18 protein-coding genes and 1 pseudogene are annotated in these 24,199 nt (G+C 66.4%); 12 read left to right on the top strand and 7 right to left on the bottom strand.

The genetic code is table 11. The features are described from left to right. Positions 1-557: 557 nt before the first annotated feature. The gene (ettA, locus tag ACQKLX_RS22140) at positions 558-2,210 is read left to right on the top strand and encodes an energy-dependent translational throttle protein EttA (RefSeq protein ID WP_427363718.1); all 1,653 of its coding nucleotides are present in this window, start codon (positions 558-560) and stop codon (positions 2,208-2,210) included. Positions 2,211-2,392: 182 nt separating this feature from the next. Continuing rightward, entirely contained in the window at positions 2,393-3,493 is a 1,101-nt protein-coding gene (locus ACQKLX_RS22135) for a serine hydrolase domain-containing protein (protein ID WP_427363717.1), read from the top strand. A gap of 77 nt (positions 3,494-3,570) precedes the next feature. Here ACQKLX_RS22135 and ACQKLX_RS22130 read toward each other — a convergent pair whose 3' ends face one another. The 3 genes from ACQKLX_RS22130 to ACQKLX_RS22120 all read right to left on the bottom strand — a co-directional run bounded on the left by ACQKLX_RS22130 (position 3,571) and on the right by ACQKLX_RS22120 (position 6,099). Continuing rightward, entirely contained in the window at positions 3,571-4,452 is an 882-nt protein-coding gene (locus tag ACQKLX_RS22130) for an SDR family NAD(P)-dependent oxidoreductase (protein ID WP_427363716.1), read from the bottom strand. Positions 4,453-4,537: 85 nt separating this feature from the next. Further along, positions 4,538-5,107: a TetR/AcrR family transcriptional regulator gene (locus ACQKLX_RS22125; RefSeq protein WP_427363715.1), complete on the bottom strand. Its 570-nt coding sequence runs from the start codon at positions 5,105-5,107 to the stop codon at positions 4,538-4,540. A gap of 86 nt (positions 5,108-5,193) precedes the next feature. After that, positions 5,194-6,099, bottom strand: a complete 906-nt coding sequence (locus ACQKLX_RS22120; protein WP_427363714.1) for a LysR family transcriptional regulator — start codon at positions 6,097-6,099, stop codon at positions 5,194-5,196. A 90-nt stretch (positions 6,100-6,189) separates the two neighbouring features. On the opposite strand from ACQKLX_RS22120, the gene ACQKLX_RS22115 reads away from it, so the two are divergent. Together ACQKLX_RS22115 and ACQKLX_RS22110 are read left to right on the top strand one after the other, a co-directional pair. Continuing rightward, entirely contained in the window at positions 6,190-7,113 is a 924-nt protein-coding gene (locus tag ACQKLX_RS22115) for a hypothetical protein (RefSeq protein WP_427363713.1), read from the top strand. After that, positions 7,110-8,123, top strand: a complete 1,014-nt coding sequence (locus tag ACQKLX_RS22110) for a DUF2891 domain-containing protein (RefSeq protein ID WP_427363712.1) — start codon at positions 7,110-7,112, stop codon at positions 8,121-8,123. The genes ACQKLX_RS22115 and ACQKLX_RS22110 overlap by 4 nt, the downstream gene beginning before the upstream one ends. Positions 8,124-8,135: 12 nt before the next feature. On the opposite strand, the gene ACQKLX_RS22105 is transcribed toward ACQKLX_RS22110, so the two are convergent. Then, a complete protein-coding gene (locus ACQKLX_RS22105) occupies positions 8,136-9,281 on the bottom strand; it encodes an alpha-hydroxy acid oxidase (protein WP_427363711.1) in 1,146 nt (381 codons plus the stop codon). A gap of 200 nt (positions 9,282-9,481) precedes the next feature. Here ACQKLX_RS22105 and ACQKLX_RS22100 point away from each other — a divergent pair, with 200 nt between their 5' ends. Both ACQKLX_RS22100 and ACQKLX_RS22095 read left to right on the top strand, forming a co-directional pair. Further along, positions 9,482-11,683: a glycoside hydrolase family 3 N-terminal domain-containing protein gene (locus ACQKLX_RS22100; protein WP_427363710.1), complete on the top strand. Its 2,202-nt coding sequence runs from the start codon at positions 9,482-9,484 to the stop codon at positions 11,681-11,683. Positions 11,684-11,819: 136 nt separating this feature from the next. Further along, positions 11,820-12,023, top strand: a complete 204-nt coding sequence (locus ACQKLX_RS22095; protein ID WP_427363709.1) for a cold-shock protein — start codon at positions 11,820-11,822, stop codon at positions 12,021-12,023. Between the two features lie 176 nt (positions 12,024-12,199). Here the strand turns inward: ACQKLX_RS22095 and ACQKLX_RS22090 are convergent, their stop codons facing one another. Continuing rightward, positions 12,200-13,063, bottom strand: coding sequence for a DMT family transporter (locus ACQKLX_RS22090; RefSeq protein WP_427363708.1), 864 nt, complete (start codon positions 13,061-13,063; stop codon positions 12,200-12,202). Between the two features lie 241 nt (positions 13,064-13,304). Between ACQKLX_RS22090 and ACQKLX_RS22085 the strand changes: the two genes are divergently transcribed. The 5 genes and pseudogenes from ACQKLX_RS22085 to ACQKLX_RS22065 all read left to right on the top strand — a co-directional run. Beyond that, entirely contained in the window at positions 13,305-14,744 is a 1,440-nt protein-coding gene (locus ACQKLX_RS22085) for an aminotransferase-like domain-containing protein (protein ID WP_427363707.1), read from the top strand. A gap of 156 nt (positions 14,745-14,900) precedes the next feature. Beyond that, the gene (locus tag ACQKLX_RS22080; RefSeq protein ID WP_427363706.1) at positions 14,901-15,914 is read left to right on the top strand and encodes an ArsR/SmtB family transcription factor; all 1,014 of its coding nucleotides are present in this window, start codon (positions 14,901-14,903) and stop codon (positions 15,912-15,914) included. After that, positions 15,914-16,825, top strand: coding sequence for a methylenetetrahydrofolate reductase [NAD(P)H] (gene metF, locus ACQKLX_RS22075; RefSeq protein ID WP_427363705.1), 912 nt, complete (start codon positions 15,914-15,916; stop codon positions 16,823-16,825). Before ACQKLX_RS22080 ends, metF begins: the two co-directional genes overlap by 1 nt. Positions 16,826-16,986: 161 nt before the next feature. Beyond that, positions 16,987-20,736, top strand: coding sequence for a methionine synthase (gene metH / locus ACQKLX_RS22070; RefSeq protein ID WP_427363704.1), 3,750 nt, complete (start codon positions 16,987-16,989; stop codon positions 20,734-20,736). Positions 20,737-20,890: 154 nt separating this feature from the next. Next, positions 20,891-21,163: pseudogene (locus tag ACQKLX_RS22065) on the top strand (endonuclease domain-containing protein); the annotation flags it as partial. Positions 21,164-21,282: 119 nt separating this feature from the next. Here the strand turns inward: ACQKLX_RS22065 and ACQKLX_RS22060 are convergent. Further along, complete coding sequence (locus ACQKLX_RS22060) at positions 21,283-22,179, bottom strand: LysR family transcriptional regulator (RefSeq protein ID WP_427363703.1); 897 nt, start codon at positions 22,177-22,179, stop codon at positions 21,283-21,285. Between the two features lie 117 nt (positions 22,180-22,296). Here ACQKLX_RS22060 and ACQKLX_RS22055 point away from each other — a divergent pair, with 117 nt between their 5' ends. Next, positions 22,297-23,496 carry an MFS transporter gene (locus tag ACQKLX_RS22055; RefSeq protein WP_427363702.1) on the top strand — a complete coding sequence of 400 codons (1,200 nt, stop codon included), beginning with the start codon at positions 22,297-22,299 and terminating at the stop codon, positions 23,494-23,496. 196 nt (positions 23,497-23,692) lie between these two features. On the opposite strand, the gene ACQKLX_RS22050 is transcribed toward ACQKLX_RS22055, so the two are convergent. Next, positions 23,693-24,157 (bottom strand): hypothetical protein, encoded by a 465-nt coding sequence (locus ACQKLX_RS22050; RefSeq protein ID WP_427363701.1) that lies wholly within the window; start codon positions 24,155-24,157, stop codon positions 23,693-23,695. Between the last annotated feature and the right edge of the window lie 42 nt (positions 24,158-24,199).

Genomic DNA, 24,199 nt, shown 5'->3' with positions numbered 1-24,199 from the left:
ATCGATCAACGTTTTGGCGCGATCGGAATGCGTCAGAGCGCGCGCCTCTCTGATGGTAAGGATGGTCGGAGCGTTCAGTGCGGGTTGGAGATTCGCTTCCGTCGATTTGGGTTGCCGCGCGCGGCCCTGCGACGCCGCTTTTTTTGGTGCTGTCCGCTGCGCCGGCGCTTCCATCCGCGGATCGTCGGGCTCGGACGCGAAATCGATGCCGTCGCGGCGTGCCCGCTCAGCGGATGCAGCGCGCATGCGCTCAGTGAAGGCCTGTGCTTCCTCGGACGTCGCTTCGCGCATCTCGCCAGAGGCCGAGATCGTGGTGATCTGGCTGGGGTCGTGAGAGGCAGGAGGCGGGCTTTTCGACTTCGCCATGCGGTAGGCCTTCACGGCGTTGGTGGTCGGTTGACGTAGCGGCAATCTGGCGCGGGGCGATTACTGTTTCAAGCCAGAGTTGCAACGGCCGATCTGCCGCCGCCCGTTGCCTTCCGCGGCCTCGTCGCCTATCTAGCGGCCAGATTTCCCCAAAGCCCGAACGCCAGTCGCAAGCGGAGCCCGCACGCCCCATGTCTCGTCAGTTCATCTACCATATGCGCGGCCTGTCGAAGACCTATCCGGGCGGCAAGCAGGTCCTCAACAACATCCACCTCTCCTTCTATCCGGACGCCAAGATCGGCGTGCTCGGCGTCAACGGCGCCGGCAAGTCGACCCTGCTCAAGATCATGGCCGGCTTCGACAAGGAGTGGACCGGCGAGGCCTGGGTCGCCGAGGGCGCGCGCGTCGGCTACCTGCCGCAGGAACCCAAGCTCGACGAGACCTTGACCGTCCGCGAGAACGTCATGCTCGGCGTCGGCCCGCAGAAGGCGATCCTCGACCGCTACAACGAGCTCGCCATGAACTATTCGGACGAGACCGCGGACGAGATGACCAATCTCCAGGACGAGATCGAGGCCAAGGGCCTGTGGGATCTCGATTCCAAGGTCGACCAGGCGATGGACGCGCTGCGCTGCCCGCCGGACGACTGGCAGGTCGGCAAGCTCTCGGGCGGCGAGCGCCGCCGCGTCGCGCTCTGCAAGCTGCTGCTGGAGCAGCCCGAGCTGCTACTGCTCGACGAGCCGACCAACCATTTGGATGCCGAGACCACCGCCTGGCTGGAAGGGCATCTGCGTACCTATCCGGGCGCGATCCTGATCGTCACCCACGATCGCTACTTCCTCGACAACGTCACCAGCTGGATCCTCGAGCTCGATCGCGGCCAGGGCATCCCCTATGAGGGCAACTATTCGGCCTGGTCGGTGCAGAAGCAGAAGCGTCTCGCCCAGGAAGGCCGCGAGGACGCCTCGCGCCAGAAGACCCTGGAGCGCGAGGCCGAGTGGATGGCCGCCTCGCCGAAGGCGCGCCAGGCCAAGAGCAAGGCCCGCATCCAGCGCTATGACGAGCTCGTGCAGAAGGCCTCGAACAAGGGGCCGGACACTGCCCAGATCATCATCCCGATCGCCGAGCGGCTCGGCAACAATGTCGTCGATTTCGAGGACCTGTCGAAGGGCTTCCAGGACAAGCTCCTGATCGACGGGCTCACCTTCAAGCTGCCGCCGGGCGGCATCGTCGGCGTGATCGGCCCGAACGGCGCCGGCAAGACCACGCTGTTCAAGATGATCACCGGGGTCGAGAAGCCGGATGCCGGCACGATCAAGATCGGCGAGAGCGTCCAGCTCGGCTATGTCGACCAGAGCCGCGACTCGCTCGACGACAAGAAGAACGTCTGGGAGGAGATCTCAGGCGGCAATGACATCATCTATCTCGGCAAGAAAGAAATCAATTCAAGGGCTTATTGCTCGGCCTTCAACTTCAAGGGCGGCGACCAGCAGAAGAAGGTCGGCTCGCTCTCGGGCGGTGAGCGCAACCGCGTCCACCTCGCCAAGATGCTGAAGAGCGGCGCCAACGTCCTCCTGCTCGACGAGCCGACCAACGATCTCGACGTCGACACGCTGCGCGCGCTGGAAGAGGCGCTGGAGGATTATGCCGGCTGCGCCGTGATCATCAGCCACGATCGCTGGTTCCTCGACCGCATCGCCACCCACATCCTCGCCTTCGAGGGTGACAGCCATGTCGAGTGGTTCGAGGGCAATTTCGCCGATTACGAGGAAGACAAGAAGCGCCGGCTGGGCATCGACAGCACCATCCCCAAGCGCATCCAGTACAAGAAGTTCACGCGCTAAGCCGCTGGCGCAGGATTCGAAATGGCCCGCGCTCCGGAAACGGGGCGCGGGCTTTTTTATCGGGTGGCTGGATCGAGTGCCTGACGATGTGAAATCGAAAGCCGGTAGCTTGTAGGCTCTGACATGGTTCCGGAAAGCCGCCATCCTGCTTAAGAATGAGCGCGCCGGCCGGAGCCTCGATCATGATGCAGCAATCTACTGCGCCTGCCGGCGATGATCCCGGCTGGTTCGCAAAGGCCGCCCCTGAAGACGAGGGTTTCTTGCCCGGTCTCGGCGCTCGGCTCGATCAGGCCATCGCCGACGGGAAAGTCTGGAACCTGCACGGGCTCGTTGTGCTGCGAAGCGGCAAGGCGGTCCTCGAACGCTATTTCGGAGGCGAGGATCGCGCCCGCGGCGTCGGCGCGCTCGGCCATGTCGTCTTCACGCCCGACACGCTGCATGATTTGCGATCCTGTTCCAAGAGCATCGTCGGCCTGCTCTATGGCATCGCGCTGCAGCAGGGTCAGGTACCACCTCCGGAAGCGCCGCTCTTCTCCGCATTCCCGGAATACGCCGATCTCGCGCATCGGGATGGCCGTGATCGGCTTCTGATCCAGCATGTGCTGACGATGGCGATGGGCACCGACTGGGACGAAAGCAGCTTCCCGTACTCTGACCCTCGCAATAGCGAAATTGCGATGGACGCTGCGCCGGATCGGTATCGCTACATCCTTGAGCGACCCGTGATCGATGTGCCGGGTGCGCACTGGGCTTATTGCGGCGGAACGACAGCGCTTTTGGCCGGCATCATCGCGAAGGGCACGGGCAAAGCGCTCCACGACTTTGCTCGCGAAAGCCTGTTCGGGCCCCTGGGGATGGGGGCGACCGAATGGGTGACGGATGATGATGGCGAGCCGATTGCCGCATCGGGAGTGCGGATGTCGACACGCGATCTTGCGCGCATCGGCATGATGATGCTGAATGGCGGCGAGGTGAATGGACGTTCGGTCGTCCCCGCCGAATGGCTTGCGCGCTGCGTAACCCCTTTCGTCAGCGCCGACGAGCTTCGCCGCTACGGCTATCAGTGGTTTGTCCTCGACATCGCCTTCGGCAAGCCGAAGGGCTGGGCCGTCGGCCGGCTGGAGCGAATGTGGATGGCGCAAGGCGAGGGAGGCCAGCGGCTGTTCGTTATCCCCGCACTCGACTTGGTCATCGCGGTGACGGCCGGAAACTATGAGCGGGAGGACCAGTGGATGCCGCCGACGCGGGTCTTGCGCGAAATCGTCCTGGCGCAATTGCGATAGGAGTCCTCAGGCGAGAACTCCCGCGCCTTATCCCGAAGAGGCCTTCTTAACCTCCGCAACAGGGCAGAAGCCGACCGCTATGCCCGAGCCTCCCCGCCGAGCAGCTTCTGCAGAGCTACAAGGTCCGTCCCGACGAAATCCGAGGACCGACTGACTTCCGCCCACTCGGCCGCCTGCTTCTGCCGTTCAGCTTCGGCTTGGGCGAGGACGAAGAGGGCGTCGCTGCCGAGGACGAGATGGGCCGGCAGGGTCTCGCGGCGGCTGAGATCGAGGATGATCCCGGCGATACGCTCGGGATCGCCGATCTCGTTGCCGACATAGGCCTTGAGCAGGTCGAGCACGGCGCCGACGCTGGGCTGGTAGTCCGGCATCACCGCCGGGGCGTTGCCGCGGGCGATCTCGCCCCAGCCGGTGCGCATGCCGCCGGGTTCGACCGAGACGATTTTGACGCCGAACGGCGCAACCTCCTTGGCGATCACCTCGGTGAAGCCGCCGACCGCCCATTTCGCCGACTGGTAGGCGCTGAGGCCAGGCGTGCCGGTACGGCCGCCGACCGAGGAGATGTTGATGATGTGGCCAGAGCGCTGGGCCCGCAGCACCGGCAGCGCGGCGCGGGTGAGGTTCACGACGCCGTAGAAATTGGTCTCGATCTGGGCACGGAAGCTGTCCTCGCTGGTCTGCTCGAAGGCGACGGCGTGACCGTAACCGGCATTGTTCACGAGCACGTCGAGGCGGCCGAAGGTATCGACAGTGGCGGTGACGGCGACGTTCGCAGCCGCCATGTCGGTGACGTCGAGCACGAAGGAGAGCAGCGTGTCGGGATATCGCGCCTCGAGATCGGCGAGGCGGCCGGGATCGCGCGCGGTCGCGACGACATTGTCGCCGGCAGCGAGAGCCGCCTCGGCGATCGAGCGGCCGAGGCCGCGGGCGGCGCCGGTGATCAGCCAGGTCTTGGTCATGAGATGTCCTCGCGAAATTGTGAGTGAGTACTTGCTCATTTAATCGAGTCAAAAAAAGGCCTGAGCGGTCCTTCCTCGATGGGTTTCAGGCGGAGATGCCGTCCCAGAAGACCGAAAAACCGGTCTTCCTGTAGTGCTCGTGCCGGTTCGGTTCCTGCGCGATCAGGTCGAGCGTCATGGTGCCTAGGGCGTCGAGGACCGTCCCGATGAAGCTCTGCGGCTGGTCCTTCAGCACGCCGTCCCGGTGTCCCTGCTCGAACAGGGCGCTGATCTCGGCGAAGGCCACGGCCGACCGGTCGCGGGTCTCCTGGGTGATCCGGCCCGAGACGGCGAGCTGGCGCAACGCCTTGCGCTTGGCGGGATGCTTCGCGCCCCAGTCGATGAAGCCGTTCCAGAAGTGCTCGAACCGGTCGCGCACGCTGCCATTGGCGGGATAAGAGGGCACGGTGAGCCTGGCGAAGTCGGTCTTCAGCTCGAGATAGAGCTGGTTGAGCAAGTCGTCCTTCGTGGCGAAATAGGTGAAGAGCGTGCCCTCGGCGAGCTTTGCCTCCCTGGCGATCTTGGCGGTCGGCGCGCCGGTGCCTTGCTCCGCCACCAGCTTGCAGGCGGCGGCCAGGATCGCTTCGCGCTTCGCTTCGCTGAGGGGACGGGCCATGAACGGGTCAAATCTGAATGAGTGAGTGATTGCTCATTTATCTGGACATGAGGGGCGTGAGAGTCAAGGCCGTCTGTGCCCACGTTCTAAAGCGAGCGCCCGATCCGTTCGATCACCGCCAGGAACCATCTCAGAGCCGGATCGGCGGTGGCGCGGCGATTGTGCAGGAGGTCGATGGCGAAGGGTGGGGTGTCATAGGGCAGGGGCATGAGCGTGACGCCGGCGATCTCGGCGAAGCGCCCGGCGACACGCCTGGCCATGGTCGCGACGAGGTCGGTGCCGGCGACGGCGAAGGGCACGGCGACGACATGGGCGAGCGTGACCGCGACCCGACGCCTGCGGCCCTCCATGGCGAGAATGGCATCGACTACGCCGGGTGAGCCGTCGCCGCCGGCGGAGGAGAACAGCGCATGCGGCAGCCGGAGGTACTCGTCAGCGGTGAGCGGCTCGGCGTGCTCCTTGTCGCGGATGCAGATGAAATCCTCCTCGAACAACCTGTGCCTGACGACGCGCGGGGAGCCCGGCAGATGGCCGCCGATCAGGGCATCGACATCGCCGCGCTCGAGGGCGGCGAGGATCGCGCTGGGATCGGCGATCGGCCGGACCACGAGATCGATGCCGGGCGCCTCCTGGCGCAGCAGGGCGACCAGCGCCGGCACGACGACGAGGTCGCCATAGTCGGTGACGGCGATGGTCAGGCGTCGGCGTGCGGTCGCGGGCTCGAAGGCGGTGTCCGGCGCGAGTGTCTCCCTGATCCGGGCCAGCGCCTCGCCGATCGGCCCGGCCAGCGCCAGCGCGCGGGCGGTCGGCTGCATGCAAGCGGCGGTGCGGATGAAGAGCTCGTCGCCGAACAAGGCGCGCAGGCGCGTCAGCGCGCTGCTCATCGAAGGCTGCGCCAGGCCGATGCGCTGGCCGGCGCGGGTGACGTTGCGCTCCTCCAGCAGCGCCTCGAAGGCGACGAGGAGGTTGAGGTCGATGGCAGCCAAATTCATTTGAACAATAGTACCAATAGTAAAAATCGATTTCCACAATGTCGGGCGAACTGGTGAAAGGGGCGTGCTTGAAACGACCGGACGAGGCGCATGCGAGCATTCCTGTCGCGCCTCGTGCCGCGCGGACCGACGATCCTGGCGCTCGGCGTCCTCGCCGGCCTGGCCTTTCCGGCGCTGGCCGAGCTGGCTCGGCCGTCGATGCCGGCGATGATCTTCATCATCGTGCTCGGCACGTTGCTGCGAACGGACGGAAAGGCCGTCATCGCCGTGCTCGGCCGGCCCGCGCTTTCCGTTCTCCTCCCCGTCACCGTCATGGTCGCCTGTCCGGTCCTGATCGGCCTGATCGCGCAAGGTCTCGGCCTCGGCGCCGAGCTCGCGCTTGCCCTCGTGCTGGCGAGCGCGGCCCCACCGTCTAGCGGCACGGCGGCGGTGGCGCGGATGCTCGGCCTCGACGGCACAGTCCCGCTTGCGGTGACGCTGCTGTGCATGGCGCTCGCCCCGCTCACCGTGCCTCTCCTGGCCGGCTGGTTCGGCGGGATCGGACTCAGTGCCCTCGATCTCGCCTTGCGCCTGGCCGTGCTGGTCGGCGGTGCCGAGGGCGTCGCCCTGCTGCTGCGGCGCTTTGCGGGAGCACAGCTGCGGGACCATGGTGAAACGGTCGACAGAATCGTGGTCGCGGCGCTGCTCGTCTTCGTGGTCGCCACCATGGCGGGCGTGCGCGCGCAGATCGAGGCGGACTGGCAGGCCGCGCTGCTTTACCTCGCGCTCGCCGTCGCCTGCAATCTCGGTTTGCAGGGGGCCGGCGCTGTCCTGCTGCCGGGCACGCTCGCCGAGCGATTGGCCGTTGGCCTCATCCTCGGCAATCGCAATGTCGGGCTGGTCTGGTCGGCGCTCGGCGCCGCCGCCTCGCCGCGCATGGCGCTGTTCTTTGCGGCGACGCAATTGCCGATCTATCTCACCCCGCGCCTGATCGACATGATCATCAATTACGCCAGAGCAAGGAAGCCATCATGACCGCCGCCCATTTGACGGAAGATCTCGCGCTCCGTTTCGCCCGCATCGCGCTCGGGCATGTCGGGCGCGAATATCCGAACAAGCCGGACCATACGCTGGCCGGGCCGGAGGATGCGCGTACCCCGCGCGAGCTGCACCCGATCTTCTATGGCAGCTATGACTGGCATTCCTGCGTCCACAGCTACTGGATGCTGGCGCGGCTGCTGCGGCGTTACCCCAACTTCGAGGCGGCCGCAGATATCCGCGCGCTGTTCGACGCGCAGCTCACGCCCGAGAAGGTCGCGGTCGAGTGCGGCTATCTCGCCGCGCCAACCGCGCGCGGCTTCAAGCGCCCCTATGGCTGGGGCTGGCTGCTGAAGCTGGCAGCGGAACTCAGTCTGCTCGACGACAAGCGCTGGTCGCTGACCATCGCTCCGCTGGCCGAGGCCTTCGCGCAGCGCTTTCGCGACTTCCTGCCGCTCTCGACCTATCCGGTGCGGGTCGGGACGCATTTCAACACCGCCTTCGGCCTGCGCATGGCGGCGGACTATGCGACCGCGACGGCGGACGATGATTTCGCCGCGCTGCTGCGCGACACGGCCCTGCGCTGGTATGGCGAGGATACCGATTGCCCGGCCTGGGGCGAGCCGAGTGGCGATGATTTCCAATCCTCGGCGCTGATCGAGGCGGAATGCATGCGCCGCCTGCTGCCGCCGGATCATTTCCTGCTCTGGTTCGACCGCTTCCTGCCGAGGCTGGAGCGCCGGGAGCCGGCGACCTTGTTCAGGCCCGCGACCGTCACCGACCGCAGCGACGGCAAGATTGCGCATCTCGACGGGCTCAACCTCAGCCGCGCCTGGTGCTGGCGGGCGCTGGCCGGCGCATTGCCGGAGGGCGATGCCCGCCGAGCGGTCGCGAAGACGGCCGCGGCCGAGCATCTCGCCGCGGGCATTCCGCATATCGCCGGCGATTATATGGGCGAGCACTGGCTCGCCAGTTTCGCCGTCCTCGCTCTGGAAGAGGAGCCCTGAGCGCCGCTGGCCTCAGGCCTTGCCCTTCACCAGGATGTTGGCGTCGACATCCTGGATGTCGCGCTTGCCGCAGAGGGCCATGGTGATGTCCATCTCCTTGCGGATGATGTCGAGGGCGAGCTTGACGCCGTCCTCGCCCATGGCGCCGAGGCCATAGAGGAAGGGGCGGCCGATCAGCACGCCGCGGGCGCCGAGCGCCACAGCTTTCAGCACGTCCTGGCCGGAGCGGACGCCGCCATCCATCCAGACCTCCATGCGTCCGCCGACCTGCTCGACGATGCCGGGCAGGGCAGCGATCGAGGAGACCGCGCCGTCGAGCTGGCGGCCGCCATGGTTGGAGACGATCAGCGCATCGGCACCGCTCTGGGCCGCGAGCTCAGCATCCTCGGCGTCGAGGATGCCCTTCAGGATCAGCTTGCCGCCCCAGCGGTCTTTGATCCACTTGACGTCGTCCCAGCTCAGCGTCGGGTCGAACTGCTCGGCGGTCCAGGCCGAGAGCGAGGTCATGTCGCCGACGCCGGTGGCGTGGCCGACGATGTTGCCGAAGCTGCGCCGCTTGGTGCCGAGCATGCCCATGCACCAGCGTGGCTTCAAGGCGAGGTTGATCAGATTGGCGATGGTCGGTTTCGGCGGAGCGGAGAGGCCGTTGCGGATGTCCTTGTGGCGCTGGCCGAGGATCTGCAGGTCGAGCGTCAGCATCAGTGCCGAGCAGCCGGCCGTCTTGGCACGGTCGATCAGGCGCTCGATGAAGACGCGGTCGCGCATCACATAGAGCTGGAACCAGAACGGCTTGTCGGTGTTCTCGGCGACGTCCTCGATCGAGCAGACGCTCATCGTCGAGAGCGTGAACGGCACGCCGGCCCGGGCGGCTGCCCTGGCGGCGAGGATCTCGCCATCGGCGTGCTGCATGCCGGCGATGCCGGTCGGCGCCAATGCCACCGGCATCGAGACCGGCTCGCCGATCATGGTCGAGGCCAGCGTGCGGTTGGTCATGTCGACGGCGACACGCTGGCGCAGCTTGATCCCGGCGAAATCGGCCTCGTTGGCGCGGTAGGTGCTCTCGGTCCAGGCGCCGGAATCGGCATAGTCGTAGAACATGCGCGGGACGCGGCGCTTTGCCTGCAGACGCAAATCCTCGATGGTCAGAAGCTGGGCCATGGTCGCCAAATCCCGCGTTTTCTCCGTGTCCCCGGTCGCATGGAACGGCACTGGAGGCAACCGCGGAGGCCGCGCCCTTGGCATGGTGGCTCCGCTTCAGGCCCTGTTCATCGCGATGCGGCGATGCCAGCGGTTGAGCCGGGCGCCCCGATCCTGTAGGGGCCGCTCATCCCTTCCATGTGCTCAGCGAGATAGTGCTCATGCTTCTGCGGCTCGTCGCTGCATTCCTGTTCTGCGGCCTTGCGACCCTTGCCTCTGCTCAGCAGCAGGAGGTCGGCTGGAAGAGAGGGCGCGAGGCGGCCGAGATCGAGCGCAAGATCACGGCCCTGATCGGCAGGATGACGCTGGAGGAGAAGGTCGGCCAGCTCCACCTCTCCGGGCGCGGTGAGGGCTTCGACATCAATCAGGTCAAGGCCGGCCGCATGGGCGCGGTGATGAACTTCGTCGTGCCGCAGGAGGTTCGGCAGGTTCAGGAGGCCGTCAGGCAGTCGCGCCTCAAGATCCCGCTGATCATCGGGCTCGACGCCGTCCATGGCTTCTCGACCTATTTCCCGCTGCCGCTCGGCCAGGCGTCGAGCTGGAATCCGCAACTGATCGAGCAGGCGGCCTACTGGACCGGGCGCGAGGCCCGCGCCGCCGGGGTCAACTGGACCTTCGCGCCGATGGTCGACATCTCGCGCGATCCGCGCTGGGGCCGGGTGCTGGAGGGTGCCGGCGAGGACGCCTATCTTGCCAGCGTGATCGCGGTGGCGCGCACCCGCGGCTATCAGCGCGGCGGCGTGGCGGCGAGCGTCAAGCACTTCGTCGGCTACGGCGCGGCCGAGGGCGGGCGCGACTACAACTCGACCTGGATCCCGACCAGCCAGCTGCACGATCTCTTCCTGCCGCCGTTCAAGGCGGCCTTCGACACCGGCGCGATGACGGCGATGGCGGCGTTCAATGCCCTCAACGGCATGCCGGCCACCGCCCATCGCGGCATGCTGACCGACCTGCTGCGCGGGCAATGGGGTTTTCGCGGCTTCGTCACCTCGGATTTCGGCTCGATCACCGAGCTGCGCCTGCACGGCATCGCCAAGGACGACGCGGAAGCGGCGCGCAAGGCGCTGCTCGCCGGCATCGACATGGACATGATGGGCGATGTCTACCACAAGCACCTCGCCAATGAGGTGAAGGCTGGCCGCGTGCCGCTGAAGGCGCTCGACGAAGCCGTCCGGCGCGTGCTCAGGGTGAAGTACCATCTCGGCCTGTTCGAGCGACAGGACGTCGATGTGGGGGCGGCGCCGTCGCTGATGCAGACGGAAGAAGCCCGCAAGGTTGCGCGCCAGGCGGCGCGCGAAGGCGTGATCCTGCTCAGGAACGAGAAGCAGACGCTGCCGATCGCGCCGGGCGTGAAGTCGGTCGCGGTGATCGGCGCCATGGCCGTGCCGGAGGACGAGCGGGTCTGGACCGATCCGGCCGGCCTCGGTCGCCGTGTGGTGCAGCCTTTGCCGGAAGCGCTACGCGAGCAGCTACCTTCCGATGTGACCGTCACCTACGAGCCGGCCTTCGCCAAGAATTGCGGCACCGAGTTCAAGGACAAGGATGCCGCGCTGAAGGCGGCGGCCGCCGCCGATCTCGTCGTCACCATGCTCGGCGAGGATTGCGAGTTCATGGGCGAGGGCGCTTCGCGCACCAATCTTAGCCTGCCAGGCGTGCAGCAGGAGCTGCTGGAGGCGCTGGTCGCGACCGGCAAGCCGGTGGTGCTGGTGCTGGCGACAGGCCGGCCGCTGGTCCTTACCTGGGCCGACAAGAACGTCGCCGCGATCGTGCAGACCTTCCATGGCGGCACCGAGGGGCGCGCCGCGATCGCCGAGGTGCTGGCCGGCAAGGTCAACCCGGCCGGGCGCACGCCGATGAGTTTCCCGCGCTCGGTCGGGCAGATCCCGGTCTATTACGACCAGCTGCCGACCGGCCGGCCGCAGAAGATCCGCCAGCGCTATGAGTCCATCTATATGGACGAGGCCAACGAGGCGCTCTACCCGTTCGGTTTCGGTCTGTCCTATAGCCGCTTCGCCTATGCCAATCCGCGTGTGACGAACGCCCGGGTGCCGTTCGATGGCGCGGCCGAGATCGCCGTCGACGTGACCAATCAGGGGGACCGCGACGGCCAGGAGGTGGTACAGCTTTATATCCGCCAGCCGGTGGCGGAGCGCTCGCGGCCGCTGCGCCTGCTCAAGGGCTTCGAGAAGGTCTCGCTCAAGGCCGGCGAGACGCGGACGGTGCGGTTCAAGCTGGAGGGCAAGGCGCTTGGCGGCCATGACGATGCCGGCCGCTATCAGCTCGATCCGGGTATCGTCGAAGTTTACCTTGGAGGTTCTTCACTCGCTACAGTAGGGACGCAATTCGAATTGGTGAGGCGCTGAGCGGACGTTACGGCAACTGCTGTCGCTTTCATCTCGACAAGCTTGCGTTTTCGGTCAATCCTCAGCTTCGCGGGGCCTTTTCGACAGCGTTGCCGAGGGGCTTCGTCCGACCACGGATGCTCCAAGGGATGCGGCGATGGCGACCGGAACCGTCAAATGGTTCAATACCGAGAAGGGCTACGGCTTCATTCAGCCTGCCGATGGCGGCAAGGATGTGTTCGTGCACATCACTGCCGTCAAGGAAGCGGGGATGATGTCCCTGACTGAAGGGCAGAAGCTCTCCTTCGAATTGAAGACCGAACGCGGCAAGACCGCGGCGGGTGACCTCAAGCTGCTCTGAAGACGGCAGCGGGCGTGATAGAGGTGACGAAGGCTGCGGGCCTGCGGCTGTGAATGCTGCGCCCGGTGACAGCAGGTTCGTCGCCACATTGACAACCGGCCCGACCGGCACGGAGGGCGCCCGTTCGCGACAAGACTGGTCGCCTCCCTCGATTCCTATCTATCCGGCAGTCGGACCTATCGCGCGTAGCGCCGCGCGCCGGCAACGCAAAGCACGACCGCCGCCGAGGTCGCGATCATCTGCCAGCCGACGGTCTCGCCGAGCAGCAGGCCGGCCAGCGCCAGGCCGAAGAAGGGCTGCAGCAATTGCAGTTGCCCGACCGCCGCGATGCCGCCCTGGACGAGGCCGCGATACCAGAAGACGAAGCCGATCAGCATGCTGAACAGCGAGACATAGGCGAGGCCGAGCCAGGCGCCGCCGCCGACCTGCCCGAACGAGGCCGGCAGCGTCGCCAGCGTGAGACCGGCCATGATCGGCAGCGACAGCACCAGCGCCCAGGAGATCACCTGCCAGCCGCCGAGATGACGCGAGAGCCGCGCGCCCTCGGCATAGCCGAGCCCGCAGGCGACGATTGCGGCGAGCATCAGGAGATCGCCGACCGGAGAGGTGGCGAAGCCTTGCGTCCAGGCGAAGCCGACGACGCAGAGACTGCCGAGCCCGGCGAAGAGCCAGAAGGCCGGCCGGGGCCGCTCGCCGCCGCGCAGCACGCCGAAGATCGCAGTCGCCAGCGGCAGCAGGCCAACGAAGACGATCGAATGGGCGGAGGTGACGTGCTTCAGCGCCAGGGCAGTCAGGAGCGGGAAGCCGACGACGACGCAGAGGGCGACCACGGCGAGTGGCACGAGGTCGGCGGCCGCGGGGCGCTTCTCGCGTAGTGCGAGCAAGAGGGCGAGCCCGAGCAGGCCGGCGATGGCGGCGCGTGCGACGGTCAGGAACACAGGATCGAAATCGGCGACGGCGACGCGGGTCGCCGGCAGCGAGCCGCTGAAGATGACGACGCCGATAAAGCCGTTGAGCAGACCGTTCGCAGTTCTGTCCATGGTGCCTCCAGTGAGTCTGCCGACGCTTTCAGCCCTCATCCTGAGGAGGCCGCATGGCGACCGTCCCGAAGGATGATCCAGAGGCTCCGGAGGGAGCTGGAGCATCCTTCGAGACGCGATCTGCGATCGCTCCTCAGGATGACGGCTGTGGAAAGCAGGCGGACTCTTTCGCCGTTCTGCTTGCGGGGAGGTTCAGCGGATTTCCAGAGACAGTCAGGTACAGTTCGGGCAAACTGTCCCGATGCTGGAAGCAGTACAGGTTAAGGACTCGGGCGAAGTTGCGACTGCTGCCGACACGCTGGTCGGGCGCGTGGTGGCGACGATCCGGCAGCGGATCGCCGGACGGACGCTGGCGCCAGGCGCCAAGCTGCCCTCGATCCGTGGCCTCGCCGAGAACATGGGCGTGTCGAAGTCGACGGTGGTCGAGGCCTATGAGCGGCTGGCGGCGGAAGGCGCGATCCAGGCGCGGCGTGGCTCTGGCTTCTATGTCCGGCGCCTGCCGCCGCTCTCGCTCGCCGATGTCGCGCCAAAACTCGACCGGGCGGTCGATCCGCTCTGGATCTCCCGGCAGTCGCTCGATGCGGGTGAGGGCGCCTTGCGACCGGGCTGCGGCTGGCTGCCGCCGGACTGGATGCCGGAGGCCTCAATCCGCAAGGCGTTGCGCAAGCTCGGCCGGGCCGATGCCGCGACGCTGGCAGAGTACGGCACGCCGCTCGGCCTGCCGGCGCTGCGCCATCTCCTCGCCCATCGCCTCGCCGAACGCGGCGTCGAGGCGCCGCCGGAGCAGATCGTCCTGACCGAGTCGGGCACGCAGGCGATCGACCTCGTCTGTCGCTTCCTGCTTGAGCCGGGTGACACCGTGCTGGTCGACGATCCCTGCTACTTCAATTTCAATGCGCTGCTGCGGGCACACAGGGCCAAGATCGTCAGCGTGCCCTATACGCCGTCGGGGCCTGATCTTGCCCTGTTCGCACAGGCGCTGACCGAACACCGGCCGCGGCTCTATGTCACCAATTCCGCCCTGCACAACCCAACCGGCGCGACGCTCTCGGCTGCAACCGCACACCGCCTCCTCAAGCTTGCGGAGCAAGCCGGGCTGACCATCGTCGAGGACGACATCTTCGGTGATCTCGAGCCGGAGTTCGCGCCGCGGCTCGCCGGGCTCGACGGGCTGGAGCGGGTGATCCAGATCGGCAGCTTCTCGAAGACGCTCTCGGCCTCGGTGCGCTGCGGCTACATCGCGGTAAGGCGCGACTGGATCGAGGGCCTCACCGATCTCAAGGTCGCGCTCTCCTTCGGCGGCGGGCGGCTCGCGGCCGAACTGGTGCTCGATCTGTTGAAGGACGGCAGCTATCGCCGGCATGTCGAGGCGCTGCGCCAGCGCCTGGCGCGGACGATGGCGGAGACGCGCGGCCGGCTCGCGGCGCTCGGCATCGAGCCCTGGCTGACGCCGCGCGGCGGGATGTTCCTGTGGTGTCGGCTGCCTGATGAACTCGATGCCGGGGAGATCGCGCGGCATGCGCTGGGCGAGGGGGTCGTGCTCGCGCCTGGCAACGCCTTCAGCCTGTCGCGGACGGCCCGGCACTTCATGCGCTTCAACGTGGCGCAGGCCGCCGATCCCAGGATCTTCAGCGTGCTGCGCGAGGCGATGCGGGCGGCTGCCTTAGGCAAGACCGTGTAGGGCGAGCGCGGGGGCCTCTCTCCTGTGTCAGGGAGGCTCCTGCGTTTGTTTGATCCGTCGATGTCGACTGAAATATCGGACAAGCGGCTTGCATCCTCCTTGCTTCTGACATAAAGATATCTTTATATCTTTCACAGAATTTCGAGACACCCGCCGGTGACCAGCCGCTTCCACCATTCGCTGCCGACCTTGCTGGGCTGCCTGCGTGCGGCGGGCGAGGAAACACGCCTGCGGATCCTGGCGCTGCTGGCGGAGGGCGAACTCTCGGTTTCCGATCTCACCGATATTCTCGGCCAGTCGCAGCCGCGCATCTCGCGGCATCTCAAGCTGATGGCGGAGGCCGGCCTGCTGCGACGCTCGCGCGAGGGCGCCTTCGCCTTCTTCCGGCTCGACGATGCGACGCCGGGCGGTGCGCTGGCATTGGCTCTCGCCCGTGATCTCGATCCCGCCGATCCGGTTCTCGCGGCTGACCGCGAGCGCCTCGCTACGGTGCGAGCGACGCGGGCCGCAGCGGCGCAGTCCTATTTCGCCAATGTCGCCAGGGAATGGGACCAGCTGCGCTCGCTGCATGTTCCCGACGCTGCCGTCGAGGCTGCGGTCGAGGCCGCCGTCGGCGAAACGCCGATGCAGGCGCTGCTCGATCTCGGCACCGGCACCGGGCGCATGCTCGAGCGCCTTGCACCCAAAGCTGCCCGCGCGGTCGGCGTCGATGCCAGCCACGCCATGCTGGCGGTGGCCCGCGCCAATCTCGAAAAGGCCGGGCTGTCGCGGGTCGAACTGCGGCAGGGCGATATCTATGCGCTGCCCTTCGCGCGTGGCTCGTTCGACCTGGTGATCGTGCACCAGGTGCTGCACTTCCTCGACGACCCCGGCCGCGCCTTGCGCGAGGCGGCGGCGCTGCTGTCGCCTGGCGGGCGGCTGATCCTCGTCGATTTCGCGCCGCATGAGATGGAGTTCCTGCGCACCGAGCACGCCCATCGCCGGCTCGGCTTCGAGAAGGACGAGATCGTCGCCTGGTTCGCCGAGGCTGGTCTCGATTGCGACCTCGCCGAGGAGGTCACTGCGCCTGATGGGGCTTGCGGTCAGCTCGGCGTCATGCTCTGGCGCGGGCGCGACCGGCGCCTCCAGGGTGATTTTCCGCTTCGCCAGTTCGATCGTGAGGTTGCGTGATGAACGCGTTCCGCCCCAGCCGCCACGGCTCGCGCCGCCCGCGTGTCTCCTTCGAGTTCTTCCCGCCGAAGAACGAGGAGATGGAAGTCAATCTCTGGGACAGCGTGCGCCGGCTGGAGCCGCTCGGGCCGGCTTTCGTCTCGGTGACCTATGGCGCCGGCGGCTCGACCCGCGAGCGCACCCACAACACCGTCAAGCGCATGATCGACGAGACGGCCTTGAAGCCGGCGGCGCATCTGACCTGCGTCTCCGCCTCCTGCGCCGAGGTCGACGAGGTCATCCGCTCCTATTGGGCTGCGGGGGTGCGCCATATCGTGGCGCTGCGCGGCGATCCGGCCGGCGGGCTTGGCACGACCTATGAGCCGCACCCGCAAGGCTACCACCAGACCTCCGATCTGGTCGAAGGCATCCGCAAGATCGGCGAGTTCGAGGTCACCGTCTCGGCCTATCCGGAAAAGCATCCGGAAGCGGCCTCGCTCGATGCCGACATCGATGCGCTGAAGAAGAAGGTCGATGCCGGCGCGACCCGGGCGATCACTCAGTTCTTCTTCGATAACGACGTCTATTTCCGCTATCTCGACAAGGTCCGCTCGCGCGGCATCGAGATTCCGATTCTGCCGGGCATCGTTCCCGTCCAGAACTTCAAGCAGACCGCCGGCTTCGCCCGCAAGACCGGGGCGAGCGTGCCGCAATGGCTGGCCGACCGCTTCGAAGGGCTGGAGGACGATGCGGCTACGCGCCGGCTGGTCGCCGCCGCCGTCTGCGCCGAACAGGTGCTCGACCTGATCGATCGCGGCGTCTCCGACCTGCATTTCTACACGATGAACAAGGCCGATCTGGTCTATGCGATCTGCCATCTCGTCGGCCTGAAGCCCGAGAAGGCGCAGGCGCAGCAGGTGGCGGCGGAATAGCCTTTCAAAGCCCTCATCCTGAGGAGCCGCGCAGCGGCGTCTCGAAGGATGTTTCAGGAGGCTCCGGAACCAGCTGGAGCATACTTCGAGACGCAGCCTGAAGGCTGATCCTCAGGATGAGGGCTCAGAAGAACGACGATTTTTGAGCGAAAGCGTTCACGATGTCCGATTATCAGCCCTCCCCCGTCGACGGCGCCGAGATCGAGCGCGCCCTGCGCCAGGCCGCCTCCGAGCGCATCCTCATCCTCGACGGCGCGATGGGGACGCAGATCCAGAACCTGAAGCTGACCGAAGCGGATTTCCGCGGCGAGCGCTTCAAGGGCTGGAACCACGACCTCAAGGGCAATAACGACCTGATCGCGCTGACGATGCCCGACGCGTTGCGCGACATCCATCTCGCCTATTACCGGGCCGGCGCCGATATCGTCGAGACCAACACCTTCTCCGGCACCTCGATCGCCCAGGCCGATTACGGCATGGAGGCGATCGTCTACGAGCTCAATGTCGAGTGCGCCCGGATCGCGCGCGAGGCGGCGGAGATCGCCCGCAAGGAGGACGGCCGTCGCCGCTTCGTCGCCGGCGCGATCGGTCCGACCAACCGCACGCTTTCGATCTCGCCCGACGTCAACAATCCCGGCTTCCGCGCCGTGACCTTCGACCAGGTGCGCGAGTCCTATGCCGAGCAGGTGCGCGGCCTGATCGATGGCGGTTCCGAACTGCTGCTGATCGAGACGATCTTCGACACACTCAACGCCAAGGCCGCGATCGTTGCGATCCAGGAGGTCTTCCGCGAGAAGGCGATGAAGCTGCCGGTGATGATCTCCGGCACGATCACCGACCTCTCCGGCCGCACGCTGTCGGGCCAGACGGTCGAGGCCTTCTGGAACGCGGTGCGCCATGCCGATCCGCTGACCATCGGCCTCAACTGTGCGCTCGGCGCCCGCGAGATGCGCGCCCATATCAAGGACATGTCGCGCGTCGCCGGCACGCTGGTCTGCGCCTATCCCAATGCCGGCCTGCCCAACGAGTTCGGCCTCTATGACGAGCGGCCGGAAGCGACCGCCAAGATGCTGGCCGAATTCGCCGATGCCGGCTTCGTCAACGTCGTCGGCGGCTGCTGCGGCACCACGCCGGGCCATATCCGCGCGATCGCAGAGGCCGTCGCCGGCAAGGCGCCCCGTAGCATCCCGGAGCCAAAGCCTTATCTGCGTCTCGCGGGCCTCGAGCCGTTCACGCTCGACGAGACCATCCCGTTCGTCAATGTCGGCGAGCGCACCAACGTCACCGGCTCGGCCAAGTTCCGCAAGCTGGTCACCAATGGCGACTACGCCGCCGCGCTCGACGTGGCGCGCGACCAGGTCGCCAACGGCGCGCAGGTCATCGACATCAACATGGACGAGGGCCTGCTCGATTCCGAGAAGGCGATGACCGAGTTCTGCAACCTGATCGCCTCGGAGCCGGACATCTCCCGCGTGCCGATCATGGTCGATTCCTCGAAGTTCCATGTGATCGAGGCCGGCCTCAAGACGATCCAGGGCAAGCCGATCGTCAACTCGATCTCGATGAAGGAGGGCGAGGAAGCCTTTCTCGAGCACGCCCGCATCTGCCGGCAATATGGCGCGGCGGTCGTCGTGATGGCCTTCGACGAGACCGGCCAGGCCGACACCTATGAGCGCAAGATCGAGATCTGCACCCGCGCCTACAAGCTCCTGACCGAGGTCGCTGGCTTCCCGCCCGAGGACATCATCTTCGATCCGAACATCTTCGCGGTGGCGACCGGCATCGAGGAACACGACAACTACGGCAACGACTTCATCAACGCGACCCGCACGATCCGCGAGACGCTGCCGCATGCGCATATCTCGGGCGGCGTCTCGAACCTGTCCTTCTCCTTCCGCGGCAATGAGAAGGTCCGCGAAGCGATGCACTCGGTCTTCCTGTACCATTGCATCAAGGTCGGGATGGACATGGGCATCGTGAATGCCGGCCAGCTTGGCTCTTACGACGACCTCGATCCCGAACTGCGCGAACTCTGCGAGGACGTCGTTCTCAACCGCCGCAAGGATGCGACCGAGCGCCTGCTCGATGCGGCGCCGCGCTTCAAGGGTGACGGCTCGGCCGCCTCGTCCGGCAAGGACCTCGCCTGGCGCGAAGCCGATGTGCACGAGCGGCTCAAGCACGCGCTGGTCAACGGCATCACCGAGTTCATCGACCGCGATACGGAAGAGGCGCGCACTCTGGCCGAGAAGCCGCTGCACGTCATCGAAGGGCCGTTGATGGCCGGGATGAACGTCGTCGGCGACCTGTTCGGCGCCGGCAAGATGTTCCTGCCGCAGGTGGTGAAGTCGGCCCGCGTGATGAAGCAGGCCGTCGCCTACCTGATGCCGTACATGGAAGAGGAGAAGCGCCTCAATGGCGGCGTCGAGCGCCAGGCCGCCGGCAAGGTGCTGATGGCGACGGTGAAGGGCGATGTCCACGACATCGGCAAGAACATCGTCGGCGTCGTGCTCCAGTGCAATAATTACGAGGTGATCGACCTCGGCGTGATGGTGCCGACCCAGAAGATCCTGGAGACGGCGCGCAAGGAGAAGGTCGACATCATCGGCCTCTCCGGGCTGATCACCCCCTCGCTCGACGAGATGGTCACCGTCGCCTCCGAGATGGAGCGCGAGGGCTTCGACATCCCGCTGCTGATCGGCGGCGCGACGACGAGCCGCGTCCACACCGCGGTGAAGATCCACCCGGCCTATAATCAGGGCCAGGCGGTCTATGTCACCGATGCATCGCGGGCCGTCGGCGTCGTCTCCAGCCTGCTCTCGCAGGAGCAGAAGGGGCCTTACGTCGAGGGCGTCCAGGCCGAGTACGAGAAGGTCGCCGCCGCGCATCGCCGCTCCGAGGCCGACAAGCAGCGCCTGCCGCTGGCCAAGGCGCGCGCCAACGCTTTCAAGCCGGACTGGGCCGGCTACCAGCCGCCGAAGCCGACCTTCCTCGGCACGCGCGTCTTCAGGACCTACGATCTTGCGGAGCTCGTGCCGTTGATCGACTGGACGCCGTTCTTCCAGACCTGGGAGCTGAAGGGCCGGTACCCTGCGATCCTGGAGGACGAGAAGCAGGGCGAGGCGGCGCGCCAGCTCTGGGACGATGCACAGGCGATGCTGAAGCGCGTCGTCGAGGAGCGCTGGTTCAACCCGAAGGCGGTGATCGGCTTCTGGCCGGCCAACGCGGTCGGCGACGATATCCGCCTCTATACTGGCGAGAGCCGGCAGGAGAAGCTCGCCACCTTCCACGGCCTGCGCCAGCAGCTCTCGAAGCGCGACGGCAAGCCGAACATGTGCATCTCCGACTTCGTCGCGCCGGAGGGCGGGGCGCCCGACTATATCGGCGCCTTCGTCGTCACCTCGGGCGCCGAGGAGGAGCGCATCTCCGAGCGCTTCGCCCGCGACAATGACGATTATCGCTCGATCATGGTCAAGGCGCTAGCCGACCGCATCGCCGAGGCCTTCGCCGAGCGCATGCACCAGCGCGTCCGCACCGAGTTCTGGGCCTATGCGCCGGACGAGAACTACTCGAACGAGGAGCTGATCCGCGAGGACTACCAGGGCATCCGCCCGGCGCCGGGCTATCCGGCCCAGCCCGACCATACCGAGAAGGCGACCTTGTTCGATCTGCTCCAGGCCGAGCCGCGCGTCGGCGTCAAGCTGACCGAGAGCTATGCGATGTGGCCGGGCTCCTCGGTCTCCGGCCTCTATCTCTCGCATCCCGACGCCTACTATTTCGGCGTCGCCAAGGTCGAGCGCGACCAGGTCGAGGACTATTCGGTGCGCAAGGGCATGGATATCCACGAGGTCGAGCGCTGGCTGGCGCCGATCCTGAACTACGAGCCGAGCGCCTATGCGGAGGCGGCGGAGTAGGAGTTAGGTGAAGCGCGGGGAACCCCTCTCCTGTAAGGAGAGGGGCAGGGGTGAGGTGTACGCGCTCTCCGTAGGAAGCTCCGATGGTCGGTGAGCACCAGCATTTCGCGCGCAAGCTTCGCCGGCAGGCAACCAAGCCTGAAGACATCTCTGGACACTCCTGCGCGGTCGTCGCTTCAGTGGCGTGAAGTTCCGGCGGCAAGTTCCTCTGCTCGGTTACACCGTCGATTTCCTCAGGTTCGAGCGCAGGCTCATCATCGAGCTTGATGGGCGCCAGCATGATGTTCAGCGCGATTACGACACCCTCCGCAGCGAGGAGATCGAGCGCCATGGCTTAATGCTCATCCGCTTCCGCAATGAGGACGTGCTGAATGATCTGGATGCCGTCATCGCTCGGATCGAGGCGGCGTGCGCAGCGCTGGGGTGAGGTGTAGATGCCTGCTCGTGTGCTAGGGCCGACTGCGCAGATGGGTTCAGGCCAACGTTTTCAGTCCGAACACCTCACCCCTACCCCTCTCCTTCCAGGAGAGGGGTTCCCGCGCCCTTTCAATTATTCGCAGCCTTCAGGAATTCTTCGGCCGCGAAGTCGACGAAGGCCCGTAGTTTCGGCGAGGCGTAGCGGCTGGCCGGCCACATCACGCTGAGCTTGGTCTGCACCTCGACATAAGCATCGAGAATGCGGACGAGCGAGCCGCGCTGCAGATGTTCGGCGACGGACAGGTCGGGGACGCAGGCGATCCCGAGCCCGCTTTCGGCGAGGCCGATCTGCGCTTCGAGTGAATTCGTCACCACGCTGGGCTGGATCTCCGGCTGCGCCGGCTCGCCGCTTCTGGACAAAGGCCATTGGTGGAGCTTGCCGGTATTGGCGAAGCGGTAGACGAGACAGGTATGCCGGGCGAGGTCCTCCGGCGTCTCCGGTTTGCCCATCTGGCGGAAATAGTCCGGTGAGCCCACGAGCGCCTGGCGGAAATAGCCGAGCGTGCGGGTCATCAGCCGGGAATCGGTGTGCTCGCCGGTGCGAAGCACCACATCGAAGCCTTCGGCGATGACATCGACCAGCCGGTCGGTCGCATCGAGATCGAGCTCGATCTCGGGATGGCGCCGCTTGAAGGCGGCGAGCTTGGCCATCGGGATCATGCTCATCGACGGCAGGCTGACGCGCAGCTTGCCCTGCGGCGTCGCCCGGCTGCGCGAGAGTTCGAGCTCGGCGGCTTCATATTCGCAGAGGATGCGCCGGCAGCGTTCGAGGAATAGCGCGCCTTCCGGGGTCAGCTTGACGCTGCGGGTCGAGCGATGGAACAGCCTGGCGCCGAGCCGATCCTCCAGGCGCGCCACGGCCTTGCTGACGGCAGAGGCGGAGACGCCGAGCTTGCGGCCGGCCTCGGTGAAGCCATCGGCGTCGGCCGCATGCACAAAGGCGAAGAGCGCTCCGAGACTGTCCATGCTGCGATCACCCAGTCATGACATAAATGTCCAAAGTGTCATGAGTTGTGTCCTGTTTTTCGTTCATTGGGAACCGGCTACCTGAAGCGCCGGTCAACCTTCGAAGGCGCTACAGCCATGACTTCAGCGACGAACACGATATCGGCAGATACGAGCGAGGTGCGGCTGCCGTTGGGAGGCTTGCTGGCACTCGCCATGGCGGCCTTCATCACGCTGCTGACGGAGATCCTGCCATCGGGCCTCCTTCCGCAAATGGCACGGGGCCTCGGACAATCCGAGGCGCTGATCGGTCAGCTCGTCACCGCCTTTGCAGTCGGCTCGCTCGTCGCTGCCATCCCTTTGACGATCGCCACGCAGAACTGGCGGCGGCGCACGCTGCTGCTGCTCGCCATCGCCGGCTTTGCAGTCGCCAATACGGTTACGGCGATCTCAGAGAGTTATGCCGTCACTCTGGTCGCTCGTTTCGTCGCCGGCATGAGCGCGGGGCTGCTCTGGGCGCTGGCGGCCGGTTACGCCGCGCGCATGGTGCCCGATCATCTGCAGGGCCGCGCGATCGCGATCGCCATGGTCGGCGCGCCGCTCGCCCTCTCGCTCGGCATTCCGACGGGGACCTTCCTCGGCACGCTGCTCGGCTGGCGCTGGACCTTCGGCGTGATGAGCGGGCTGACCGTGCTGCTCGTCGCCTGGGTTCTGGCGAGCGTGCCCGATTTTCCCGGCCAGAAGCGCGGCCAGGAATTCGGACTGAAGGCGGTCTTCACGCTGCCGGGCGTGCGGCCGGTCCTGTTCGTGGTCTTCGCCTATGTGCTCGCGCACAACACGCTCTACACCTATATCGCGCCCTTCCTCGAACCGGCGGGCCTCAAGGACCGGGCCGACATCGTGCTGCTGGTCTTCGGCCTGGCGTCGCTGCTCGGCATCTGGATCACCGGCGCCCTGATCGATCGCTGGCTGCGTGAACTGGTCCTCGCGAGCGTTGCGCTGTTCGGGTTCTCGGCCCTGGCGCTGGGACTTGCAGGTACTGAGCCCGCGGTGGTCTATGGCGCGGTCGCCGTCTGGGGGTTGGCCTTCGGTGGAGCCGGGACGCTGTTCCAGACCGCCTCCGCCAAGGCCGCAGGCAAAGCTGCCGACGTCGCCCAATCGATGCTGGTGACGACGTGGAATCTCGCCATTGCCGGCGGCGGTATCCTTGGCGGGCTGCTGCTGAGCGGGTTTGGCGTCGCGCCGTTCCCGTGGGTGTTGGCGGCGCTGCTGATCGCGACGTTCGTGGTCGCATGGGGCGCGAAGAGCCATGGCTTTCGCGCCGCCACGGTCAGATGATCCCATTGGCGCCGTGAAGGGGAGGCGCGGGGAACCCTCTCCTGTAAGGAGAGGGCAGGTGAGGTGCAGGCCCTGTGACCAGTTCCGCGAGGCCTGACGGCGCGGTCAGGTTCACGCCGACGTTTCCAGTCCGAACACCTCACCCCTACCCCTCTCCTTCCAGGAGAGGGGATCCCGCGCCTTACTTGGAAATGACTTACCCGCCGCAGCGCTGCGCCAGCACGGCAAAGCCCTTCTGCCCGGCGGCGAGCGGGAAGCTCTGGGTCTCGCCCTCGATGCGCAAGGTCAGGCTCTTGCCCTTGCGCAGCACCGCCTGGAGCGCCGGTGACAAAGTCGTCATCGCCTCGAAGTGATTGCCCATCTCGTCGCTGATCAGCTTCATGCTGACGTCGGCCTGCCCGCCGCTCGACGAGAACTTGGCGGTGGTGACGGCGTTGTCCTTCATGCCTTCCTTGAAGAACGGGATCCGCACGGTCAGGCTCTTGCTGGCGAAGTCGCAGGAGAAGAACAGGCGCTGGTCGTCGGTCTGCGGCATCTCATAGGCGACGACGATGCCGTCCGCATCCTGCCGGACGCCCCAGGTCAGGCCGTCATCGGCGAGAGCGGCGGCTGTCTGCAGCGCTAGAGCGGGTGCCAGGAAAAAAATCGCCTTCGACGTCATGTAGCTGTCCTCGTATCCGGTCGTCGCCGCGCTTTTGCGCCG

Source organism: Allobosea sp. NPDC003192, from assembly GCF_050275675.1.
Taxonomy (GTDB): Bacteria; Pseudomonadota; Alphaproteobacteria; order Rhizobiales; family Beijerinckiaceae; genus Allobosea.
This window is presented reverse-complemented; position numbering and strand designations above follow the sequence as displayed.

Excerpts from the sequence above, each read along its gene's own strand:
- ACQKLX_RS22055 (WP_427363702.1), top strand. The coding sequence starts at position 22,297 with ATGACTTCAGCGACGAACACGATATCGGCAGATACGAGCGAGGTGCGG.
- ACQKLX_RS22085 (WP_427363707.1), top strand. The coding sequence starts at position 13,305 with ATGCTGGAAGCAGTACAGGTTAAGGACTCGGGCGAAGTTGCGACTGCT.
- metF (WP_427363705.1), top strand. The coding sequence starts at position 15,914 with ATGAACGCGTTCCGCCCCAGCCGCCACGGCTCGCGCCGCCCGCGTGTC.
- ACQKLX_RS22060 (WP_427363703.1), bottom strand. The coding sequence starts at position 22,179 with ATGGACAGTCTCGGAGCGCTCTTCGCCTTTGTGCATGCGGCCGACGCC.
- ACQKLX_RS22130 (WP_427363716.1), bottom strand. The coding sequence starts at position 4,452 with ATGACCAAGACCTGGCTGATCACCGGCGCCGCCCGCGGCCTCGGCCGC.
- ACQKLX_RS22115 (WP_427363713.1), top strand. The coding sequence starts at position 6,190 with ATGCGAGCATTCCTGTCGCGCCTCGTGCCGCGCGGACCGACGATCCTG.
- ACQKLX_RS22095 (WP_427363709.1), top strand. The coding sequence starts at position 11,820 with ATGGCGACCGGAACCGTCAAATGGTTCAATACCGAGAAGGGCTACGGC.
- ACQKLX_RS22050 (WP_427363701.1), bottom strand. The coding sequence starts at position 24,157 with ATGACGTCGAAGGCGATTTTTTTCCTGGCACCCGCTCTAGCGCTGCAG.
- ACQKLX_RS22110 (WP_427363712.1), top strand. The coding sequence starts at position 7,110 with ATGACCGCCGCCCATTTGACGGAAGATCTCGCGCTCCGTTTCGCCCGC.
- ACQKLX_RS22105 (WP_427363711.1), bottom strand. The coding sequence starts at position 9,281 with ATGGCCCAGCTTCTGACCATCGAGGATTTGCGTCTGCAGGCAAAGCGC.
- ettA (WP_427363718.1), top strand. The coding sequence starts at position 558 with ATGTCTCGTCAGTTCATCTACCATATGCGCGGCCTGTCGAAGACCTAT.
- ACQKLX_RS22135 (WP_427363717.1), top strand. The coding sequence starts at position 2,393 with ATGATGCAGCAATCTACTGCGCCTGCCGGCGATGATCCCGGCTGGTTC.
- ACQKLX_RS22125 (WP_427363715.1), bottom strand. The coding sequence starts at position 5,107 with ATGGCCCGTCCCCTCAGCGAAGCGAAGCGCGAAGCGATCCTGGCCGCC.
- ACQKLX_RS22120 (WP_427363714.1), bottom strand. The coding sequence starts at position 6,099 with ATGAATTTGGCTGCCATCGACCTCAACCTCCTCGTCGCCTTCGAGGCG.
- metH (WP_427363704.1), top strand. The coding sequence starts at position 16,987 with ATGTCCGATTATCAGCCCTCCCCCGTCGACGGCGCCGAGATCGAGCGC.
- ACQKLX_RS22100 (WP_427363710.1), top strand. The coding sequence starts at position 9,482 with ATGCTTCTGCGGCTCGTCGCTGCATTCCTGTTCTGCGGCCTTGCGACC.
- ACQKLX_RS22090 (WP_427363708.1), bottom strand. The coding sequence starts at position 13,063 with ATGGACAGAACTGCGAACGGTCTGCTCAACGGCTTTATCGGCGTCGTC.